14 protein-coding genes are annotated in these 16,872 nt (G+C 71.6%); 11 read left to right on the top strand and 3 right to left on the bottom strand.

The window, feature by feature from the left end; translation table 11 throughout:
• The first annotated feature begins 1 nt into the window (after position 1).
• The 4 genes from ACZ3ZD_RS18550 to serA all read left to right on the top strand — a co-directional run bounded on the left by ACZ3ZD_RS18550 (position 2) and on the right by serA (position 5,365).
• Complete coding sequence (locus ACZ3ZD_RS18550) at positions 2-1,852, top strand: acetolactate synthase large subunit (RefSeq protein WP_467398320.1); 1,851 nt, start codon at positions 2-4, stop codon at positions 1,850-1,852.
• Between the two features lie 30 nt (positions 1,853-1,882).
• Positions 1,883-2,407, top strand: coding sequence for an acetolactate synthase small subunit (gene ilvN / locus ACZ3ZD_RS18545; RefSeq protein WP_171152553.1), 525 nt, complete (start codon positions 1,883-1,885; stop codon positions 2,405-2,407).
• Between the two features lie 120 nt (positions 2,408-2,527).
• Positions 2,528-3,526 (top strand): ketol-acid reductoisomerase, encoded by a 999-nt coding sequence (ilvC, locus tag ACZ3ZD_RS18540; protein ID WP_467398318.1) that lies wholly within the window; start codon positions 2,528-2,530, stop codon positions 3,524-3,526.
• A 237-nt stretch (positions 3,527-3,763) separates the two neighbouring features.
• A complete protein-coding gene (gene serA / locus ACZ3ZD_RS18535; protein WP_467398315.1) occupies positions 3,764-5,365 on the top strand; it encodes a phosphoglycerate dehydrogenase in 1,602 nt (533 codons plus the stop codon).
• Positions 5,366-5,434: 69 nt separating this feature from the next.
• On the opposite strand, the gene ACZ3ZD_RS18530 is transcribed toward serA, so the two are convergent.
• Entirely contained in the window at positions 5,435-6,949 is a 1,515-nt protein-coding gene (locus tag ACZ3ZD_RS18530; RefSeq protein WP_467398313.1) for an MFS transporter, read from the bottom strand.
• Between the two features lie 97 nt (positions 6,950-7,046).
• Between ACZ3ZD_RS18530 and ACZ3ZD_RS18525 the strand changes: the two genes are divergently transcribed.
• Positions 7,047-7,634, top strand: a complete 588-nt coding sequence (locus ACZ3ZD_RS18525) for a TetR/AcrR family transcriptional regulator (protein WP_467398311.1) — start codon at positions 7,047-7,049, stop codon at positions 7,632-7,634.
• 27 nt (positions 7,635-7,661) lie between these two features.
• Here ACZ3ZD_RS18525 and ACZ3ZD_RS18520 read toward each other — a convergent pair whose 3' ends face one another.
• The gene (locus tag ACZ3ZD_RS18520) at positions 7,662-8,933 is read right to left on the bottom strand and encodes a PucR family transcriptional regulator (protein ID WP_467398309.1); all 1,272 of its coding nucleotides are present in this window, start codon (positions 8,931-8,933) and stop codon (positions 7,662-7,664) included.
• Positions 8,934-9,114: 181 nt separating this feature from the next.
• On the opposite strand from ACZ3ZD_RS18520, the gene ACZ3ZD_RS18515 reads away from it, so the two are divergent.
• From ACZ3ZD_RS18515 to ACZ3ZD_RS18500, 4 genes are all read left to right on the top strand, one after another.
• Positions 9,115-10,041: a proline dehydrogenase family protein gene (locus ACZ3ZD_RS18515; protein WP_467398308.1), complete on the top strand. Its 927-nt coding sequence runs from the start codon at positions 9,115-9,117 to the stop codon at positions 10,039-10,041.
• A 39-nt stretch (positions 10,042-10,080) separates the two neighbouring features.
• Complete coding sequence (pruA, locus tag ACZ3ZD_RS18510) at positions 10,081-11,712, top strand: L-glutamate gamma-semialdehyde dehydrogenase (RefSeq protein ID WP_467398305.1); 1,632 nt, start codon at positions 10,081-10,083, stop codon at positions 11,710-11,712.
• A gap of 111 nt (positions 11,713-11,823) precedes the next feature.
• Positions 11,824-12,363: a GNAT family N-acetyltransferase gene (locus ACZ3ZD_RS18505; protein ID WP_467398303.1), complete on the top strand. Its 540-nt coding sequence runs from the start codon at positions 11,824-11,826 to the stop codon at positions 12,361-12,363.
• Positions 12,364-12,627: 264 nt separating this feature from the next.
• Positions 12,628-12,756 (top strand): hypothetical protein, encoded by a 129-nt coding sequence (locus ACZ3ZD_RS18500; protein WP_467398300.1) that lies wholly within the window; start codon positions 12,628-12,630, stop codon positions 12,754-12,756.
• Positions 12,757-12,808: 52 nt separating this feature from the next.
• On the opposite strand, the gene ACZ3ZD_RS18495 is transcribed toward ACZ3ZD_RS18500, so the two are convergent.
• Positions 12,809-14,356 carry a purple acid phosphatase family protein gene (locus tag ACZ3ZD_RS18495; RefSeq protein WP_467398298.1) on the bottom strand — a complete coding sequence of 516 codons (1,548 nt, stop codon included), beginning with the start codon at positions 14,354-14,356 and terminating at the stop codon, positions 12,809-12,811.
• 142 nt (positions 14,357-14,498) lie between these two features.
• Here ACZ3ZD_RS18495 and ACZ3ZD_RS18490 point away from each other — a divergent pair, with 142 nt between their 5' ends.
• Positions 14,499-15,542: a 3-isopropylmalate dehydrogenase gene (locus tag ACZ3ZD_RS18490; protein ID WP_467398296.1), complete on the top strand. Its 1,044-nt coding sequence runs from the start codon at positions 14,499-14,501 to the stop codon at positions 15,540-15,542.
• Between the two features lie 238 nt (positions 15,543-15,780).
• Positions 15,781-16,869: a branched-chain amino acid aminotransferase gene (locus ACZ3ZD_RS18485; RefSeq protein ID WP_467398293.1), complete on the top strand. Its 1,089-nt coding sequence runs from the start codon at positions 15,781-15,783 to the stop codon at positions 16,867-16,869.
• The last annotated feature ends 3 nt before the right edge of the window (positions 16,870-16,872 follow it).

Genomic DNA, 16,872 nt, shown 5'->3' with positions numbered 1-16,872 from the left:
GATGACCGAGCAGGCCACCGGGGCCCACCATCCGCAGCCGCGGCCCCGTTCCGGAGGACAGCAGTCCGCCCCCGTCGAGCACGTCACGGGTGCGCAGTCCCTCATCCGCTCCCTCGAGGAGGTCGGCGCGGACACGGTATTCGGCATTCCGGGCGGTGCGATCCTGCCGGCCTACGACCCGCTGATGGACTCCACCCGGGTGCGGCACGTCCTGGTCCGGCACGAGCAGGGCGCCGGTCACGCGGCCACCGGCTACGCGCAGGCCACCGGCAAGGTCGGCGTCTGCATGGCGACGAGCGGCCCGGGCGCCACGAACCTGGTCACGCCCATCGCCGACGCGCACATGGACTCGGTGCCGCTGGTCGCGATCACCGGCCAGGTCGCCTCCAAGGCGATCGGCACCGACGCCTTCCAGGAGGCGGACATCGTCGGCATCACCATGCCGATCACCAAGCACAACTTCCTCGTCACCAAGGCCGAGGACATCCCGCGGGTCATCGCGCAGGCCTTCCACATCGCCTCCACCGGCCGACCCGGCCCGGTCCTGGTCGACATCGCGAAGGACGCCCTTCAGGCGAAGACCACCTTCACCTGGCCGCCGGTGATGGACCTGCCCGGCTACCGCCCGGTGACCAAGCCGCACGCCAAGCAGATCCGCGAGGCCGCCAAGCTCATCGCCACCGCCCGGCGCCCGGTCCTCTACGTCGGCGGCGGTGTCCTCAAGGCGCAGGCCACGGCCGAGCTGAAGGTCCTCGCCGAGCTGACCGGCGCCCCGGTCACCACCACCCTGATGGCGCTCGGCGCGTTCCCCGACAGCCACCCGCAGCACCTGGGCATGCCCGGCATGCACGGCAGCGTCGCCGCGGTCACCGCGCTGCAGAAGGCCGACCTGATCGTGGCCCTCGGCGCCCGCTTCGACGACCGCGTCACCGGCAAGCTGGACAGCTTCGCCCCCTACGCCAGGATCGTCCACGCGGACATCGACCCGGCGGAGATCGGCAAGAACCGCGCCGCGGACGTGCCGATCGTCGGCGACGCCCGCGAGGTCATCGCCGACCTGGTGCAGGCCGTGCAGAAGGAGCACAGCGAGGGCCACCAGGGCGACTACACCGCCTGGTGGAGCGACCTGAACCGGTGGCGCCAGACCTATCCGCTCGGCTACGACCTGCCGGCGGACGGCTCGCTCTCCCCGCAGCAGGTCATCGAGCGTATCGGCCAACTCGCTCCCGAGGGCACGATCTTCGCGGCGGGCGTCGGCCAGCACCAGATGTGGTCCGCGCACTTCATCCAGTACGAGAACCCCGCCACCTGGCTCAACTCCGGCGGCGCCGGGACCATGGGCTACGCGGTCCCGGCCGCGATGGGCGCCAAGGCCGGACAGCCGGGCCGTACGGTCTGGGCGATCGACGGCGACGGCTGCTTCCAGATGACCAACCAGGAACTGACCACCTGCGCCCTGAACAACATCCCGATCAAGGTCGCCATCATCAACAACGGCGCCCTCGGGATGGTCCGCCAGTGGCAGACCCTCTTCTACAACCAGCGCTACTCCAACACCGTGCTGCACAGCGGCCCCGAGGACGTCAACCCGGAGGCCAAGGGCACGCGCGTGCCGGACTTCGTGAAGCTGTCCGAGGCGATGGGCTGCGTGGGCCTGCGCTGCGAGCGCCCGGAGGACCTGGACAAGGTCATCGAGGAGGCCAACTCCATCAACGACCGCCCGGTCGTCGTCGACTTCATCGTCCACGAGGACGCGATGGTCTGGCCGATGGTCGCCGCCGGCACCTCCAACGACGAGATCATGGCCGCCCGGGACGTCCGCCCCGACTTCGGCGACAACGAAGACGACTGACTTTCAACAGGCAAGGAAGAGCAGAACACCATGTCCAAGCACACGCTCTCCGTCCTGGTGGAGAACACCCCCGGCATCCTCGCCCGCATCGCCGCCCTGTTCTCCCGGCGCGGCTTCAACATCGACTCGCTCGCGGTCGGCGTCACCGAGCACCCCGACATCTCCCGCATCACCATCGTGGTGGGCGTCGAGGAGCTGCCGCTGGAGCAGGTCACCAAGCAGCTCAACAAGCTCGTCAACGTGCTGAAGATCGTCGAGCTGGAACCCGGCCAGGCCGTTCAGCGCGAACTCGTTCTGGTGAAGGTCCGCGCCGACAACGAGACCCGCTCCCAGATCGTGGAGATCGTCCAGCTGTTCCGAGCCAAGACGGTCGACGTCTCCCCGGAGGCCGTGACCATCGAGGCCACCGGGTCCGGCGAGAAGCTGTCCGCCATGCTCAAGATGCTGGAGCCGTACGGCATCAAGGAGCTGGTCCAGTCCGGCACGATCGCGATCGGCCGTGGCGCCCGTTCGATCACGGACCGCTCGCTGCGCGCTCTGGACCGATCCGCGTAAGGCTGGAAACGGGCGGTCGGTGAAGCGCCGGTCGCCCGTATGCCGAGACCCCGAAACTTCCTTCCCGCCCACCGTCATACGGTGGGGCGCACAACCTGCACACCAAGGAGAGAACCCAAAGTGGCCGAGCTGTTCTACGACGCCGACGCCGACCTGTCCATCATCCAGGGCCGCAAGGTCGCGGTCATCGGCTACGGCAGCCAGGGCCACGCCCACGCCCTGTCGCTGCGTGACTCCGGTGTGGACGTGCGTGTCGGTCTGCACGAGGGCTCGAAGTCCGCGGCGAAGGCCGAGGAGCAGGGCCTGCGCGTGGTGACCCCCTCGGAGGCCGCCGCCGAGGCCGACGTCATCATGATCCTGGTGCCGGACCCGATCCAGGCCCAGGTCTACGAGGAGTCCATCGCCCCGAACCTGAAGGACGGCGACGCGCTGTTCTTCGGCCACGGCCTCAACATCCGCTACGGCTTCATCAAGCCCCCGGCCGGCGTGGACGTCTGCATGGTCGCCCCGAAGGGCCCGGGCCACCTGGTCCGCCGCCAGTACGAGGAGGGCCGCGGCGTCCCGTGCATCGCGGCCGTGGAGCAGGACGCCTCCGGCAACGCCTTCGCGCTGGCCCTGTCGTACGCCAAGGGCATCGGCGGCACCCGCGCCGGCGTGATCAAGACGACCTTCACCGAGGAGACCGAGACCGACCTCTTCGGCGAGCAGGCCGTGCTCTGCGGTGGCACCGCGGCCCTGGTCAAGGCGGGCTTCGAGACCCTGACCGAGGCCGGTTACCAGCCGGAGATCGCCTACTTCGAGTGCCTGCACGAGCTGAAGCTGATCGTGGACCTCATGTACGAGGGCGGCCTGGAGAAGATGCGCTGGTCCATCTCCGAGACCGCCGAGTGGGGCGACTACGTCACCGGCCCGCGCATCATCACGGACGCCACCAAGGCCGAGATGAAGAAGGTCCTCGCCGAGATCCAGGACGGCACCTTCGCCAAGAACTGGATGGACGAGTACCACGGTGGCCTGAAGAAGTACAACGAGTACAAGCAGCAGGACTCCGAGCACCTGCTGGAGACCACCGGCAAGCAGCTGCGCAAGCTGATGTCGTGGGTGGACGAGGAGGCGTAGGCCGTCCGACGGGGGCCGGGGCGTACCGCTCCGGCCCCCGTCGTCCCCGCCTTGTCCACCCCGTCCAGCCCCGGACGAGTGATCCTTCCGCTGCGGCGCAATACGGCGTCCGCCGCGCCACTAGACTGCTGCACAACACGCGTCAGGCCCACAGCGTCGTGCGTCTTCCGCGGCTTCCCCCCTCCTCCGCCTGCGGCCGTCGGGACGGCCGTCCGCATCGCACTTGTGAGGACTCACGTGAGCTCGTACCCCAGTCAAAAAGCCACGGTACTCATCGCTGAAGAGCTGTCGCCTGCCACTGTCGACGCACTCGGTCCGGACTTCGAGATCCGGCACTGCAACGGCGCGGACCGCGCCGAATTGCTGCCGGCCATCGCCGACGTGGACGCGATCCTGATCCGTTCGGCCACCAAGGTCGACGCCGAGGCCATCGCCGCGGCGAAGAGGCTCAAGGTGGTCGCCCGGGCCGGTGTCGGCCTGGACAACGTCGACGTCTCCGCCGCCACCAAGGCCGGCGTGATGGTGGTCAACGCCCCCACCTCCAACATCGTGACCGCCGCCGAGCTGGCCTGCGGTCTGATCCTCTCCACGGCCCGCAACATCCCGCAGGCCAACGCCGCGCTGAAGAACGGCGAGTGGAAGCGCAGCAAGTACACCGGCGTCGAGCTGGCCGAGAAGACCCTCGGCGTCGTCGGCCTCGGCCGCATCGGTGCCCTCGTCGCGCAGCGCATGTCCGCCTTCGGCATGAAGGTCGTCGCCTACGACCCGTACGTGCAGCCCGCCCGGGCCGCGCAGATGGGCGTCAAGGTGCTGTCGCTGGACGAGCTGCTGGAGGTCTCCGACTTCATCACCGTCCACCTGCCCAAGACCCCCGAGACGCTCGGCCTGATCGGCGACGAGGCGCTGCGCAAGGTCAAGCCGACCGTGCGGATCGTCAACGCCGCGCGGGGCGGCATCGTGGACGAGGCGGCGCTGTACGCGGCGCTGAAGGAGGGCCGGGTCGCCGGCGCCGGTCTCGACGTGTACGCCAAGGAGCCCTGCACCGACTCCCCGCTCTTCGAGCTGGACCAGGTCGTGTGCACCCCGCACCTGGGCGCGTCGACGGACGAGGCGCAGGAGAAGGCCGGTATCGCCGTCGCCAGGTCGGTCCGCCTCGCCCTCGCCGGTGAGCTGGTACCGGACGCGGTGAACGTGCAGGGCGGTGTCATCGCCGAGGACGTCAAGCCGGGCCTGCCGCTCGCCGAGCGCCTCGGCCGCATCTTCACCGCGCTCGCCGGCGAGGTGGCGGTCCGCCTCGACGTCGAGGTCTACGGCGAGATCACCCAGCACGACGTGAAGGTGCTGGAGCTGTCCGCGCTCAAGGGTGTCTTCGAGGACGTCGTCGACGAGACGGTGAGTTACGTCAACGCCCCGCTGTTCGCGCAGGAGCGCGGGGTCGAGGTGCGGCTGACCACCAGCTCCGAGTCGGCCGACCACCGCAACGTGGTGACCGTGCGCGGCACGCTGGGTACCGGCGAGGAGATCTCGGTCTCCGGCACGCTGGCCGGCCCGAAGCACGTCCAGAAGGTCGTCGCCGTCGGTGACTACGACGTCGACCTCGCCCTCGCCGACCACATGGTCGTCCTGCGCTACGAGGACCGCCCGGGTGTCGTCGGCACCGTCGGCCGCATCCTCGGCGAGGCGGGCATCAACATCGCCGGCATGCAGGTGGCGCGCGCGGCGGTGGGCGGCGAGGCGCTGGCCGTGCTCACCGTGGACGACACCGTGACCACCGGTGTGCTGGCCGAGGTCGCCGCGGAGATCGGCGCGACGTCCGCCCGCTCGGTGAACCTGGTCTGATCCGTCCGTGCCGGAACGCCGGACGGGCTGAGGTCCTCCCTCAGCCCGTCCGGCGTTTTCCGTTCCCCCTTACTTCCGCCCGGCCCCGATCCCGCGCAGCGTCACCGCCGCGCCCACCGCCGCCAGCACCAGGATCACCGCCCCGGCCAGCGCGGCGCCCCGCATGCCGCTGGTGAACGCCTCCCGGGCCGTGGCGAGGAGGGTCTCGCCGGCCCCGCCGGGCAGGCGGGCGGCCGTCGCGAGGGCGCCGCCCAGGGTCTCGCGGGCCTGTTCCGGCGCGCCGGCCGGCATCTCGCGGCGGTAGAGCGCCGTACCGATGGAGCCAAGGACCGCCATGCCGAGCGCGCCGCCGAACTCGGCGCCGGTCTCCAGCAGCGAGGAGGCCGTGCCCGCTCGCTCCACCGCCGTGCTGGTCATGGCGAGGTCGGTCAGCTGGGACATGATCGCGACCATTCCGCAGGCCAGGACGCCGGCCCCGGTGAGCACCGGCCACAGCGAGTCGGTGCCGACGAGGGCGAGCACCACGTAACCCGCTGCCATGGCCGCGAAGCCGCCGGCGACGACGTACCCCCGGTCGACGCCCCGCTGGACGAGCGCCGTCGTGACCGGACCGGCGACCCCGATGAACACCGAGGGCAGCAGGCTCCACAGGGCCGCCTCCAGCGGGCTCTTGCCGAGGACGGACTGGAGGTACTGCGTGGTGAAGATCGCCGAGCCCATCATGCCGAGGCTGGCGACGAGGTTCAGGACCAGCGCCGGGGTGAAGCCGCGGCCCTTGAGCAGGGCCGGCGGGATCAGCGGCGAGCCGGCGGTGCGCTGGCGCCGGACGAACAGGGCCGCGAAGAGCAGGCCGACGGTGATCGAGACGACGTACAGCGGGTGCCAGCCCTCGGAGGGGATCTCCTTGAGGCCGTAGATCACGGGGAGCACGGCGGCCATGGACAGGGGGACGCTCGGCCAGTCGAAGCGGCCGGGCGCGGGGTGCCTGGACTCGGGCAGCAGCACCGGTCCGAGGACGAGCAGCAGCGCCATCGCGGGCAGGTTGACCAGGAAGACCGAGCCCCACCAGAAGTGCTCGACGAGGATGCCGCTCATCACCGAGCCGAGGGCGATGCCGCCGGTCATCACGCCGGACCACGCTCCGATCGCCTTCGCCCGCTGGACCGGGTCGGTGAACATCGTACGCAGCAGGGCCATGGTGGACGGCATCAGGGTCGCGCCGCCGACGCCGAGGATCGAGCGGGCCACGATCAGGGCCCCGGCGCTGTTCGCGTAGGCCGCGAGGAGCGAGGCGGCGCCGAAGGCCGCGGCTCCCAAGAGGAGGAGCCTGCGGCGGCCGATGTGGTCGCCGAGCGAGCCCATCGTCATCAGCAGGCCGGCCAGGACGAAGCCGTAGATGTCGAAGATCCACAGCTGCTGGGTGCCGCTCGGGTGCAGGTCGGCGCTGATCGCGGGGGTCGCGAAGTACAGGACGGAGACGTCCATCGAGACCAGCAGCAGCGGCAGCATCAGCACACCGAGCGCGGTCCACTCACGGCGTCCGGCTCGGGCGGGGGTGGTGGTGCTCGTCGCGTTCGTCGTCATGCCGGAGACTGTACGAGCGTATTAAACAGGTGTCTAGAACGCATGTATAAGTCATCCGTCTAGGACGGTTGTATGGGTCGCGGGTAGGGTGGGCCGCATGGGACACCGTGAGGATCTGCTCGAAGGCGCCAAGCGCTGCCTGCTGGAGAAGGGGTTCCTGCGCACCACCGCGCGGGACGTCGTCCGGGAGTCGGGCACCAACCTGGCATCGATCGGCTACCACTACGGCTCGAAGGACGCCCTGCTGGTGCAGGCCTACATCTCGCTGATCGAGGGCGTGGGCGAGCGCTTCGACCCCGGAGCCGGCGTGGAGACGACCCAGCCCCCGGGTTCTCTGGAGCGCTTCCGGGAGGTGATGGCCGCCATCATCGCCACGGTCCCCGAGGCCCGGGCGATCTGGCTGCTCAGCTTCGAGCTGATGTTCCAGGACGAGCGGCTGGAGGAGGTGCGCAAGCTCCTGGCCGAGGCCCAGCGGGAGGGCCGGGCGGGACTGGCGTCCATGTTCACCGGCATTCCGGAGGCGGACCTCGACCGGGAGACGGTCGAGGCCGAGGGTCGGCTCTACCAGACGCTCCTCAACGGCCTCATGGTCCAGTGGCTCTTCGACCCGGACACGGCGACCACCGCCGAGCAGCTCACGGAAGGGCTGCGGCGGGTGATCGCCGGAGTGGGCCGGAACGGGTGACCCGGCCGGGCGGGTCTGACCGGGCGGTCACAGCCGGGCGCGTTTCAGGGCCATGTGCAGCAGCAGGCGGTCCTCGCCGTCGTCCAGGTCCAGGCCGGTCAGCTGCTCCACCCGGGACAGCCGGTAGTACAGCGTCTGGCGGTGGATGCCCAGCTCGGTCGCCGTGCGGCCGGCCTGGCCCGCGCAGTCGAGGAAGGCCTCGGCGGTGCGGGCCAGTTCCCGGTGAGCGGGGGTGAGCAGCGGGCCCACCACGCGGTCGTGCGCGGCCTGCGGCGGCAGCGCGGTCAGCAGCCGGTACGGCCCGATCCCCGCCCACTGCGCGACCGGCCCGAACCGCGGCTCGGCCAGCGCGGCACGCGCCGCGGCCGCGGCCTCCTGCCAGACCGCCCCCAGCTCGGCCAGGCCGGTACGGGGCTCGCCGATCCCGGCCGCGACGGTGGCACCCGCGGCCCCCGGGGCGAGCCCCGCGGCGACCGCCGCCGCCACCCGGGCCCCGGCCCCGCGCGCCGCACCCCCCGCCGCGCCGTGCGCCCCCTCGGCCTCCGTCAGCAGCCGGGCGGCCGCCGCCAGCGCGGGCGCGCCGCTCCCCGTCGTCCGCAGCCGCACCAACAGCGCCAGGCTCTGCCCCGCCGCCCCCCAGGGCAGCGTGCACAGCGCCGTGGCGTGCGGGATCGTACGGGCGGCCGGCGCGTCGTCCGGGTCGGCCGACGGCCAGGGCGCGACGCAGACCAGGGTGTGCGGGCCGTCCGCGCGGGGCCCCAGCGCCGTCCGCAGGTCGGCCACCGCCATGTCCCGCTGCCAGCCGGACTCGGCGGTGAGCACCGCCCGCAGCTCCCGGCCGAGCCCCGCCCCGGCCTCCGCCTCGTCCGCGAGCAGCGCGCCGATCCGGCCCGCCACCCCCATCGCCGCGGTCAGCTGGGCGTCCGTCGGACCCGGGTCGCCGTCCAGCAGCCAGACGTAGCCGAGGACGACCCCGCGGTGGCGTACCGGCAGGCAGATCCGGCCGCGGTACACGCCGGCCTCGGTGCTGGGCGGGATGCGGACCGGGCCGGTCGCCCGGGTGATGCCGAAGCCCTCGAACCAGGCCCGGACCGTGGCCGTGGAACGCCGGGTCAGGATCGAGCGGGTGCGCACCGGGTCCAGCGCGGACGGATCCAGCTCGCCCTCGCTGTCGTAGGCGCCGAAGGCGATCAGCTCGAAGTCGCGGTTCTCCAGGGTGGCCGGCGCCCCGAGCAGCTCGGAGATCTCGTCCACCAGCTCCTGGTAGTCCGCCTTGAACGCCTTGGAATCCGCCGCCATTCGGGCATTCTCCCTCATTCCCCGGCCGCCTTCATACATCTGTCTGAGATCCCGGGCACGGATGCGTGACAGCTGTCGATGGCCGACGATCGAAGAGGTCCCTAGGTTTCACGGTGGTTCTCCGTGCCGTACCCGAATCGTCGGGTCATGGCCGTTCGGTGCTTGTCTGTGGAGGTGCCCCGTGCTGGGTCCCGTGATTCTCGCCGCGTCGCGCAGCGACCGGATGCGTCGCCTGATCTCGGCGGCCCCGGTGACCAAGCAGGTCGTCGACCGCTTCATCCCCGGTGAGACCGTGGCCGACATCGTCCCGATCATCGAGGACCTGACGGCCAGGGGCCTGGAGCTGACGATGGACGTCGTCGGCGAGGACATCACCACCCCCGAGCAGGCCGCCCACGCCCGGGACGCCTACCTGGCGCTGATCGACCACCTCGGGGAGCTGGGGCTCGGTGAGCGCGTGGAGATGTCCGTCAAGCTGTCCATGTTCGGCCAGGCGCTGGACAACGGCCACGAGCTGGCCCTCGCCAACGTCCGCCCGGTGGTGGAGGCCGCCGCCGCGATCGGCACGACGGTGACGCTGGACGCCGAGGACCACACCACCCTCGACTCGATGTTCGCCATCCACGAGGAGCTGCGGAAGGACTTCCCGGGGACCGGCTGCGTCATCCAGGCCTACCTCTTCCGCACCGAGGCCGACGCCCGCCGCCTCGCGGCCTCCGGCAGCCGCGTCCGCCTGGTCAAGGGCGCCTACAAGGAGCCCGCCGAGGTCGCCTACCAGCAGAAGCACGAGATCGACAAGGCCTACGTCCGGATCCTGCGCATCCTCATGGACGGCGAGGGCTACCCGATGGTCGGCTCGCACGACCCGCGCCTGATCGCCATAGCCCAGGAGCTGGCCCACCGGGCCGGCCGTAAGCTCGACGAGTACGAGTTCCAGATGCTCTACGGCATCCGCGGCGAGGAGCACCTGCGGCTGGCCGCCGAGGGCCACCGCATGCGCGTCTACACCGCCTACGGCACCGACTGGTACGGCTACTTCATGCGCCGTCTCGCGGAGAAGCCGGCCAACCTCCGGTTCTTCCTCCGCTCCATGGTCAGCAAGGGCTGAGCCCGAACACCCGCTCACGTACAAGGAGTTACGGATCTCATGGACGCTGTGACCCAGGTCCCCACCCCGGTCAACGAGCCGGTGCACGGCTACGCCCCCGGCTCGGCCGAGCGCGCCCGGCTCGAGGCCAAGCTCAAGGAGCTGGCCGAGAACCCGATCGACCTGCCGATGACCATCGGCGGGGAGAAGCGGATGGGCGGCGGCGAGCCGTTCGAGGTCGTCCAGCCGCACAACCACAAGGCCGTCATCGGCACCGGCCGCCACGCCACCCAGCAGGACGCGAGGGACGCCATCGACGCGGCCCTGGCCGCCGCGCCGGCCTGGCGCGCCATGTCCTTCGACGACCGCGCCGCGATCATCCTGCGCGCCGCCGAGCTGCTGGCCGGCCCCTGGCGCGAGACGATCGCCGCCTCCACCATGCTGGGCCAGTCCAAGACCGCCCAGCAGGCCGAGATCGACACCCCCTGCGAGCTGGTCGACTTCTGGCGCTTCAACGTCCACTACGCCCGCCAGATCCTCGCCGAGCAGCCCCCCGCGAACTCCCCGGGCGTGTGGAACCGCCTGGACCACCGCCCGCTGGAGGGCTTCGTCTACGCGATCACGCCGTTCAACTTCTCGGCGATCGCCGGCAACCTGCCCACCGCCCCCGCCCTGATGGGCAACGTGGTGGTCTGGAAGCCGTCCCCGACGCAGACCCACGCGGCCGTCCTGCTCATGCGGCTGCTGGAGGAGGCGGGCCTGCCCAAGGGCGTCATCAACCTCGTCACCGGCGACGGCATCGCCGTCTCCGAGGTCGCCCTGGCCCACCGCGACCTCGCGGGCATCCACTTCACCGGCTCGACCAAGACCTTCCAGTACCTGTGGAAGACGGTCGGCAACAACATCGAGAAGTACCGCTCCTACCCGCGCCTGGTCGGCGAGACCGGCGGCAAGGACTTCCTCGTCGCGCACCCGTCGGCCGACCGCGCGGTGCTGAAGACCGCCCTCACCCGGGGCGCCTTCGAGTACCAGGGCCAGAAGTGCAGCGCCACCTCCCGCGCGTACATCCCGGCCTCCATCTGGAACTCCGGCTTCAAGGAGGAGTTCGCGGCCGAGGTCGACTACCTGACCATGGGCGACGTCACCGACATGTCGAACTTCCTCGGCGCCGTCATCGACGACCGCTCGTTCGCCAAGAACAAGGCCGCCATCGACCGCGCCAAGGCGGACCCGTCCTGCACGATCGTCGCGGGCGGCAGCTACGACGACTCGGTCGGCTACTTCGTCCGCCCGACCGTCATCGAGTGCACCGACCCGGAGAACGAGGTCTTCACGACCGAGTACTTCGGCCCGATCCTCGCGGTGTACGTCTACGAGGACGACGCCTACGACGAGATGCTGACCCAGATGGAGTCCGTCTCCGACTACGCCCTCACCGGCTCGGTCGTCGCGGGCGACCGCGCGGCGGCCGCGTACACGATGGAGAAGCTGCGCTACGCGGCCGGCAACTTCTACATCAACGACAAGTCGACCGGTGCCGTCGTCGGCCAGCAGCCCTTCGGCGGCGGCCGCGCCTCCGGCACCAACGACAAGGCCGGCGCGCCCCAGAACCTCCAGCGCTGGACCCTGACCCGGGCCATCAAGGAGACCCTGGTCCCGCCGACCGACTACGGCTACCCGCACATGGGCTGACCCCCCGCCCCCCGAACACGGGCCGGGAACCCTGACACCGCTCAGGGCTCCCGGCCCGTCTCCATGCCGTGGACCGGGCCGCGGGCCCGGTGCCGGGTGCCATAGTGGGGCATGACCACTCACCTCCGTACCGTGCACACCGCCGACCTGGAGCAGTCCGAACTCCGCGCCGCGCGGGAGCTGTTGGAGGCCGCGTTCGACGGTGACTTCTCCGACCAGGACTGGGACCACGGGCTCGGCGGGACGCACGTGCTGATCCGGGACGAGGGCGGGCTCGCCGCCCACGGGTCGCTCGTGCAGCGCCGGGTGCGGCACCGGGGGCGCTGGCTGCGCACCGGGTACGTGGAGGCCGTCGGCGTACGGGCCGACGTGCGGCGCACCGGGCTCGGCGGGCGGGTGATGGCCGAGCTGGAGCGGCTGGCCGACCGGGCCTACGACCTCGGCGCGCTCGCCGCGAGCGAGGCCGGGGCCCCGATGTACACGGCACGCGGCTGGCAGCGGTGGCCCGGGCGGGTGCACGCCCTCTCGCCGGACGGGATCATCCGGCTGCGCGAGGACGAGGGCTGGGTGTTCGTACGGCCCGCGCTCGCCGGCCCGCTCGACCCCGACGGCGAGCTGGTCTTCGACTGGCGCGACGGCGACATCACCTGACGACCACCCGAACGCACGAAGGCCCAGGTCAGGTCGGTACGACCCGGTCCGCCGTCTCAGATAGTAGGAAGTCCGAGTAATGATGCAGACAGACGCGGACCCCTCGCCTACGGTGAAAGGAGCCGAACGTCTCGCTCGATCCAGCGAATGGCGGTCGTGAGCCGGGCCCCGTGCAGGCAACCCCTGCGGCCGGTGCTCCCCGCCCCTTCCGGCGACTCGCAACGCCCTCACCGCGCTCCACGTTTGCCGAAGGAGTCGATCGCCATGGCCGAGACGACCGTCCGCCGAGTCCGCCACACGTCCCGCACGACCGAGTCCGACCGCCAGAACGCCGCCGCCGCCCTCCAGCGCGCCCTGGACCGCCGGGACAACGGCGGCGCGACCGGCCACTGAGCCGGACCGCCCGCCGGGAGCCGCATCCCCTCGCGGTGGGTGCGGCGCGGCCTCATCCGCCGCGCCGCACCTCGAAGTGGTCGATCCGCCGCCCGTCCTGCGCCAGCGCCGACACCGCGAGCCGCGGTGACGCGCCCGCCCGCACCTCCACCGACAGCAGCGAGAAGCCGGTGTAGCGCACCCGCGACCACTCCGCCGTCTCCGGCACGTGGTCCGTCCCCTTCTCCCACACGAAGGTCTTCACGGCCTCGTGCCGGGTGACGTGCCCCTCGTAGCTGTCCGGCACGCCCGGGGGAAAGGTGTACAGGTCCCGGCCGCCGCCGCCCGCCGTGACGTAGACCGTGCCGTCCCGGGCCGGGTCGGTGGAGCCGCCGACCGGCACCGTCCGCCCGACCCGGCCGGCCCGGATCGCGTCCGTGCGCTCGTACACGTGGTTGTGGCCGTTGATCACCAGGTCCACCCGGTGCCGGTCGAACAGCGGCAGCCACGCGCGCCGGACACCCCCGTCCGAGGCGTGCAGGGAGGTGGAGTAGGCGCAGTGGTGGAAGAAGACCACCACGAAGTCGACGCCGTCGCCCGCGCGCAGCCGGCGCAGCGTCCGGTCCAGCCAGGCCGTCTGCCGTCCGCCGCTGTGCCCGAGGTTGGCGGGGACCTCGTACGACACGTCGTTGGCGTCCAGCGCGACGAAGCCGGTGTTCCCGTACACGAAGGAGTAGGCGCCCGGTGTGCCCCGCGGGTCGAAGCCGGTCTCCGGCAGGAAGAAGCGGGCCCGCTGGCCGCCGTAGCCCTCCGGCGAGTACCAGGCCTCCATGTCGTGGTTGCCGGTCGTCACCATCCACGGCACGGACCGCGCGACCGGCTCGTTCTGCTTCAGGAACAGGTCCCAGGTGGCGGGGTCGTAGCCGTCCGTGCGCTGCCCGGTGCCGTTGGAGTCCGCGTAGCAGATGTCCCCGGCGTGCAGGTGGAAGGCGGGATCGCGGCGCAGCACCAGACCGTCGACGGCGCTCGCCGCCCGGCCCACCCCCTGGTCGCCGAAGGCCGTGAACACGAAGCGCTCGGGCCGGGCGGGCGCCGTGCGGAAGGAGGCGACGGCCGCGCGGTGGCCGGCGGCGGCCGGGTCCCAGCCGTCGTGGCCGACGCCGTAGTAGTACGTCGTCCCGGGCGCGAGGCCGTCCACGGCCGCGTGCACGTAGTACTGCTCCAGCGCGGGCCGCACCCCCGCCACGCCGGGCGTGTGCAGCGGCCGCATCTCGGCCTCGATCCGGCGCCCGAGGTCGTCGGGGCGCGGCCCGACGCGCACGTACGGCCGGCGCACGGCGAACGGCACCTGCCAGGAGATCCGCATCCGGCTGCGCGGGTCGGGGCCGAAGGCGAGGTGGCGGCCGAACGGGCGCGCCACCGAGCCCGGCGCCCGCGTTGCGGCCGGGCCCGGCCGGCCCCCGTAGGCGCTGTCGCAGCCGGTCAGCAGACCACCGGCCACCGCGCCCGCCGTCACCAGCGTCCGGCGCGGGAGCACCCGGGTGCGCAGGTAGTCGTACTGCTCCGCCATGCTCAGCCGCTCGGCGAGCGCGCGGGGGATGCCGACGTCAGGGGTGTCCATGGACGGAAACCTTCCCCCACGGCCCAACGCCCCTGCCACACCGGGGTGAACGCCAGCCGACGGGAGCAGGCCGGCCACCCGTCTGGTGTCCGCATGACGGACAGGACGTGTCATCACATGGGACGAGGAGTAGGGTGCCCGCATGTCTCGCAGCATCAATCTCGCAGTGATCCCCGGTGACGGCATCGGCCAGGAGGTCGTGGCCGAGGGTCTCAAGGTCCTCTCCGCCGTCCTGCCGCAGGATGTGAAGCTGGAGACCAAGGAGTACGACTTCGGCGCCAAGCGCTACCACGCCACCGGTGAGACCCTCACCGACGCCGACCTCGACTCCCTCAGGCGGCACGACGCGATCCTGCTCGGCGCCATCGGCGACCCGGGCGTCCCGTCCGGCGTGCTGGAGCGCGGCTTCCTGCTCAAGCTCCGCTTCGCCTTCGACCACCACGTCAACCTGCGCCCCTCCAAGCTGCTCCCCGGCGTCGCCACCCCGCTCGCCGGCCAGCCGGAGATCGACTTCGTCGTCGTCCGCGAGGGCACCGAGGGCCCGTACACCGGCAACGGCGGCACCATCCGCAAGGGCACCGCGCACGAGGTCGCCACCGAGGTGTCCGTCAACACCGCCTACGGTGTCGAGCGCGTGGTCCGCGACGCCTTCGAGCGTGCCCAGGCCCGCCCGCGCAAGAAGCTCACGCTGGTCCACAAGAACAACGTGCTGACCTTCGCCGGGCACCTGTGGACGAACGTCTTCAACCGGGTGGCCGAGGAGTACCCCGAGGTCACCACCGACTACATCCACGTCGACGCGGCGACGATCTACCTCGTCACCGACCCCGCCCGCTTCGACGTCATCGTCACCGACAACCTCTTCGGCGACATCATCACCGACCTCGCCGCGGCCGTCTCCGGCGGCATCGGCGTGGCCGCCTCCGGGAACATCAACCCCAGCCGCGAGTTCCCGTCCATGTTCGAGCCGGTGCACGGCTCGGCCCCGGACATCGCCGGGCAGGGCAAGGCCGACCCCACCGCCACCGTCCTGTCCGTCGCCCTGCTGCTGCGCCACCTCGGCTACGACGCCGAGGCCGACCGCATCGACGCGGCGGTCGCCGCCGACCTCACCGAGCGCGCCGGGCGGTCCGCCCGGAGCACCTCCGAGATCGGCGACGCGCTCGCCGTACGCGTAGCCGGCTGACCCGCCGCGCTGCACCGAGCCGCCGGGTCGCCACCGCACCCGGCGGCTTTTCCTGTGCCTCGCCGGGTGCCACCATCGAACCCGTGGGCCGCTTCACCCCGATTCCGTCCCCCGCCGCCCCCGCGCGATAATCGAACGCGGGGCCGCGGAATGAGGGAATGCTCGGACGTCCTAGCACTGGCGACCGGCAGTACAGGCGTGAGCGCGGCCCGTCACTACAACCGGTGAAGGACACCACATGACGACGCCCACGATCGAGCTCAAGCCTTCCGCCAGCCCGCTCGCCGCCGCAGAACGCGAGGCGATCCTGGCCCGTCCGGGCTTCGGCCGCCACTTCACCGACCACATGGTGACGATCAAGTGGACCGAGGGCCGCGGCTGGCACGACGGTCAGCTCGTCCCGTACGCGCCGATCCCCCTCGACCCGGCCACCCACGTCCTGCACTACGCGCAGGAGATCTTCGAGGGCCTGAAGGCCTACCGGCAGCCCGACGGCTCGGTCGCCCTCTTCCGGCCCGACCAGAACGCCAGGCGCTTCCAGCGGTCCGCCCGCCGCCTCGCCATGCCGGAGCTGCCCGTCGAGACGTTCATCGAGGCCTGCGACGCCCTGGTCCGGCAGGACGTCGACTGGGTGCCCGCGCACGGCGGCGAGGAGTCGCTGTACCTGCGCCCGTTCATGATCGCCACGGAGGTCGGGCTGGGCGTGAAGCCCGCCAACGAGTACCTCTTCATCGTCATCGCCTCCCCGGCCGGCGCGTACTTCCCGGGCGGTGTCAAGCCGGTGTCCATCTGGGTCTCCGAGGACCGAGTCCGCGCCGTCCCCGGCGGCATGGGCGACGCCAAGACCGGCGGCAACTACGCCGCGTCCCTGCTCGCCCAGGCCGAGGCCGCCGCCAAGGGCTGCGACCAGGTCTGCTACCTCGACGCGGTCGAGCACAAGTGGGTCGAGGAACTGGGCGGGATGAACCTGTACTTCGTGTACGGCGACAGGATCGTCACGCCCACCCTGACCGGCTCCATCCTGGAGGGCGTCACCCGCGACTCCCTGCTGGCCGTCGCCCGCGACCTCGGGTACGCGTCCGAGGAGGGCCGCGTCTCCGTGGACCAGTGGCAGCGCGACGCCGAGAACGGCAGCCTCACCGAGGTCTTCGCGTGCGGCACCGCCGCCGTGATCACCCCGGTGGGCACCATCAAGCGGGACGGCGCCGAGTGGCAGCAGAGCGGCGGGGAGCCCGGCGAGGTCACCCTGCGGCTGCGCGACGCCCTGCTCGACCTCCAGCGGGGCACGGCCGAGGACAAGCACGGCTGGATGCACCGCGTCGGCTGACGG

Source organism: Streptomyces sp. NPDC023481 (assembly GCF_055560195.1).
Note: the sequence above shows the minus strand (reverse complement) of the source record. Positions and strands in the feature narration are given on the sequence as shown.

Excerpts from the sequence above, each read along its gene's own strand:
- ACZ3ZD_RS18550 (WP_467398320.1), top strand. The coding sequence starts at position 2 with ATGACCGAGCAGGCCACCGGGGCCCACCATCCGCAGCCGCGGCCCCGT.
- ACZ3ZD_RS18505 (WP_467398303.1), top strand. The coding sequence starts at position 11,824 with ATGACCACTCACCTCCGTACCGTGCACACCGCCGACCTGGAGCAGTCC.
- ACZ3ZD_RS18500 (WP_467398300.1), top strand. The coding sequence starts at position 12,628 with ATGGCCGAGACGACCGTCCGCCGAGTCCGCCACACGTCCCGCACGACC.
- ACZ3ZD_RS18520 (WP_467398309.1), bottom strand. The coding sequence starts at position 8,933 with ATGGCGGCGGATTCCAAGGCGTTCAAGGCGGACTACCAGGAGCTGGTG.
- ACZ3ZD_RS18490 (WP_467398296.1), top strand. The coding sequence starts at position 14,499 with ATGTCTCGCAGCATCAATCTCGCAGTGATCCCCGGTGACGGCATCGGC.
- ACZ3ZD_RS18495 (WP_467398298.1), bottom strand. The coding sequence starts at position 14,356 with ATGGACACCCCTGACGTCGGCATCCCCCGCGCGCTCGCCGAGCGGCTG.
- pruA (WP_467398305.1), top strand. The coding sequence starts at position 10,081 with ATGGACGCTGTGACCCAGGTCCCCACCCCGGTCAACGAGCCGGTGCAC.
- ACZ3ZD_RS18525 (WP_467398311.1), top strand. The coding sequence starts at position 7,047 with ATGGGACACCGTGAGGATCTGCTCGAAGGCGCCAAGCGCTGCCTGCTG.
- ACZ3ZD_RS18485 (WP_467398293.1), top strand. The coding sequence starts at position 15,781 with ATGACGACGCCCACGATCGAGCTCAAGCCTTCCGCCAGCCCGCTCGCC.
- ACZ3ZD_RS18530 (WP_467398313.1), bottom strand. The coding sequence starts at position 6,949 with ATGACGACGAACGCGACGAGCACCACCACCCCCGCCCGAGCCGGACGC.
- ilvN (WP_171152553.1), top strand. The coding sequence starts at position 1,883 with ATGTCCAAGCACACGCTCTCCGTCCTGGTGGAGAACACCCCCGGCATC.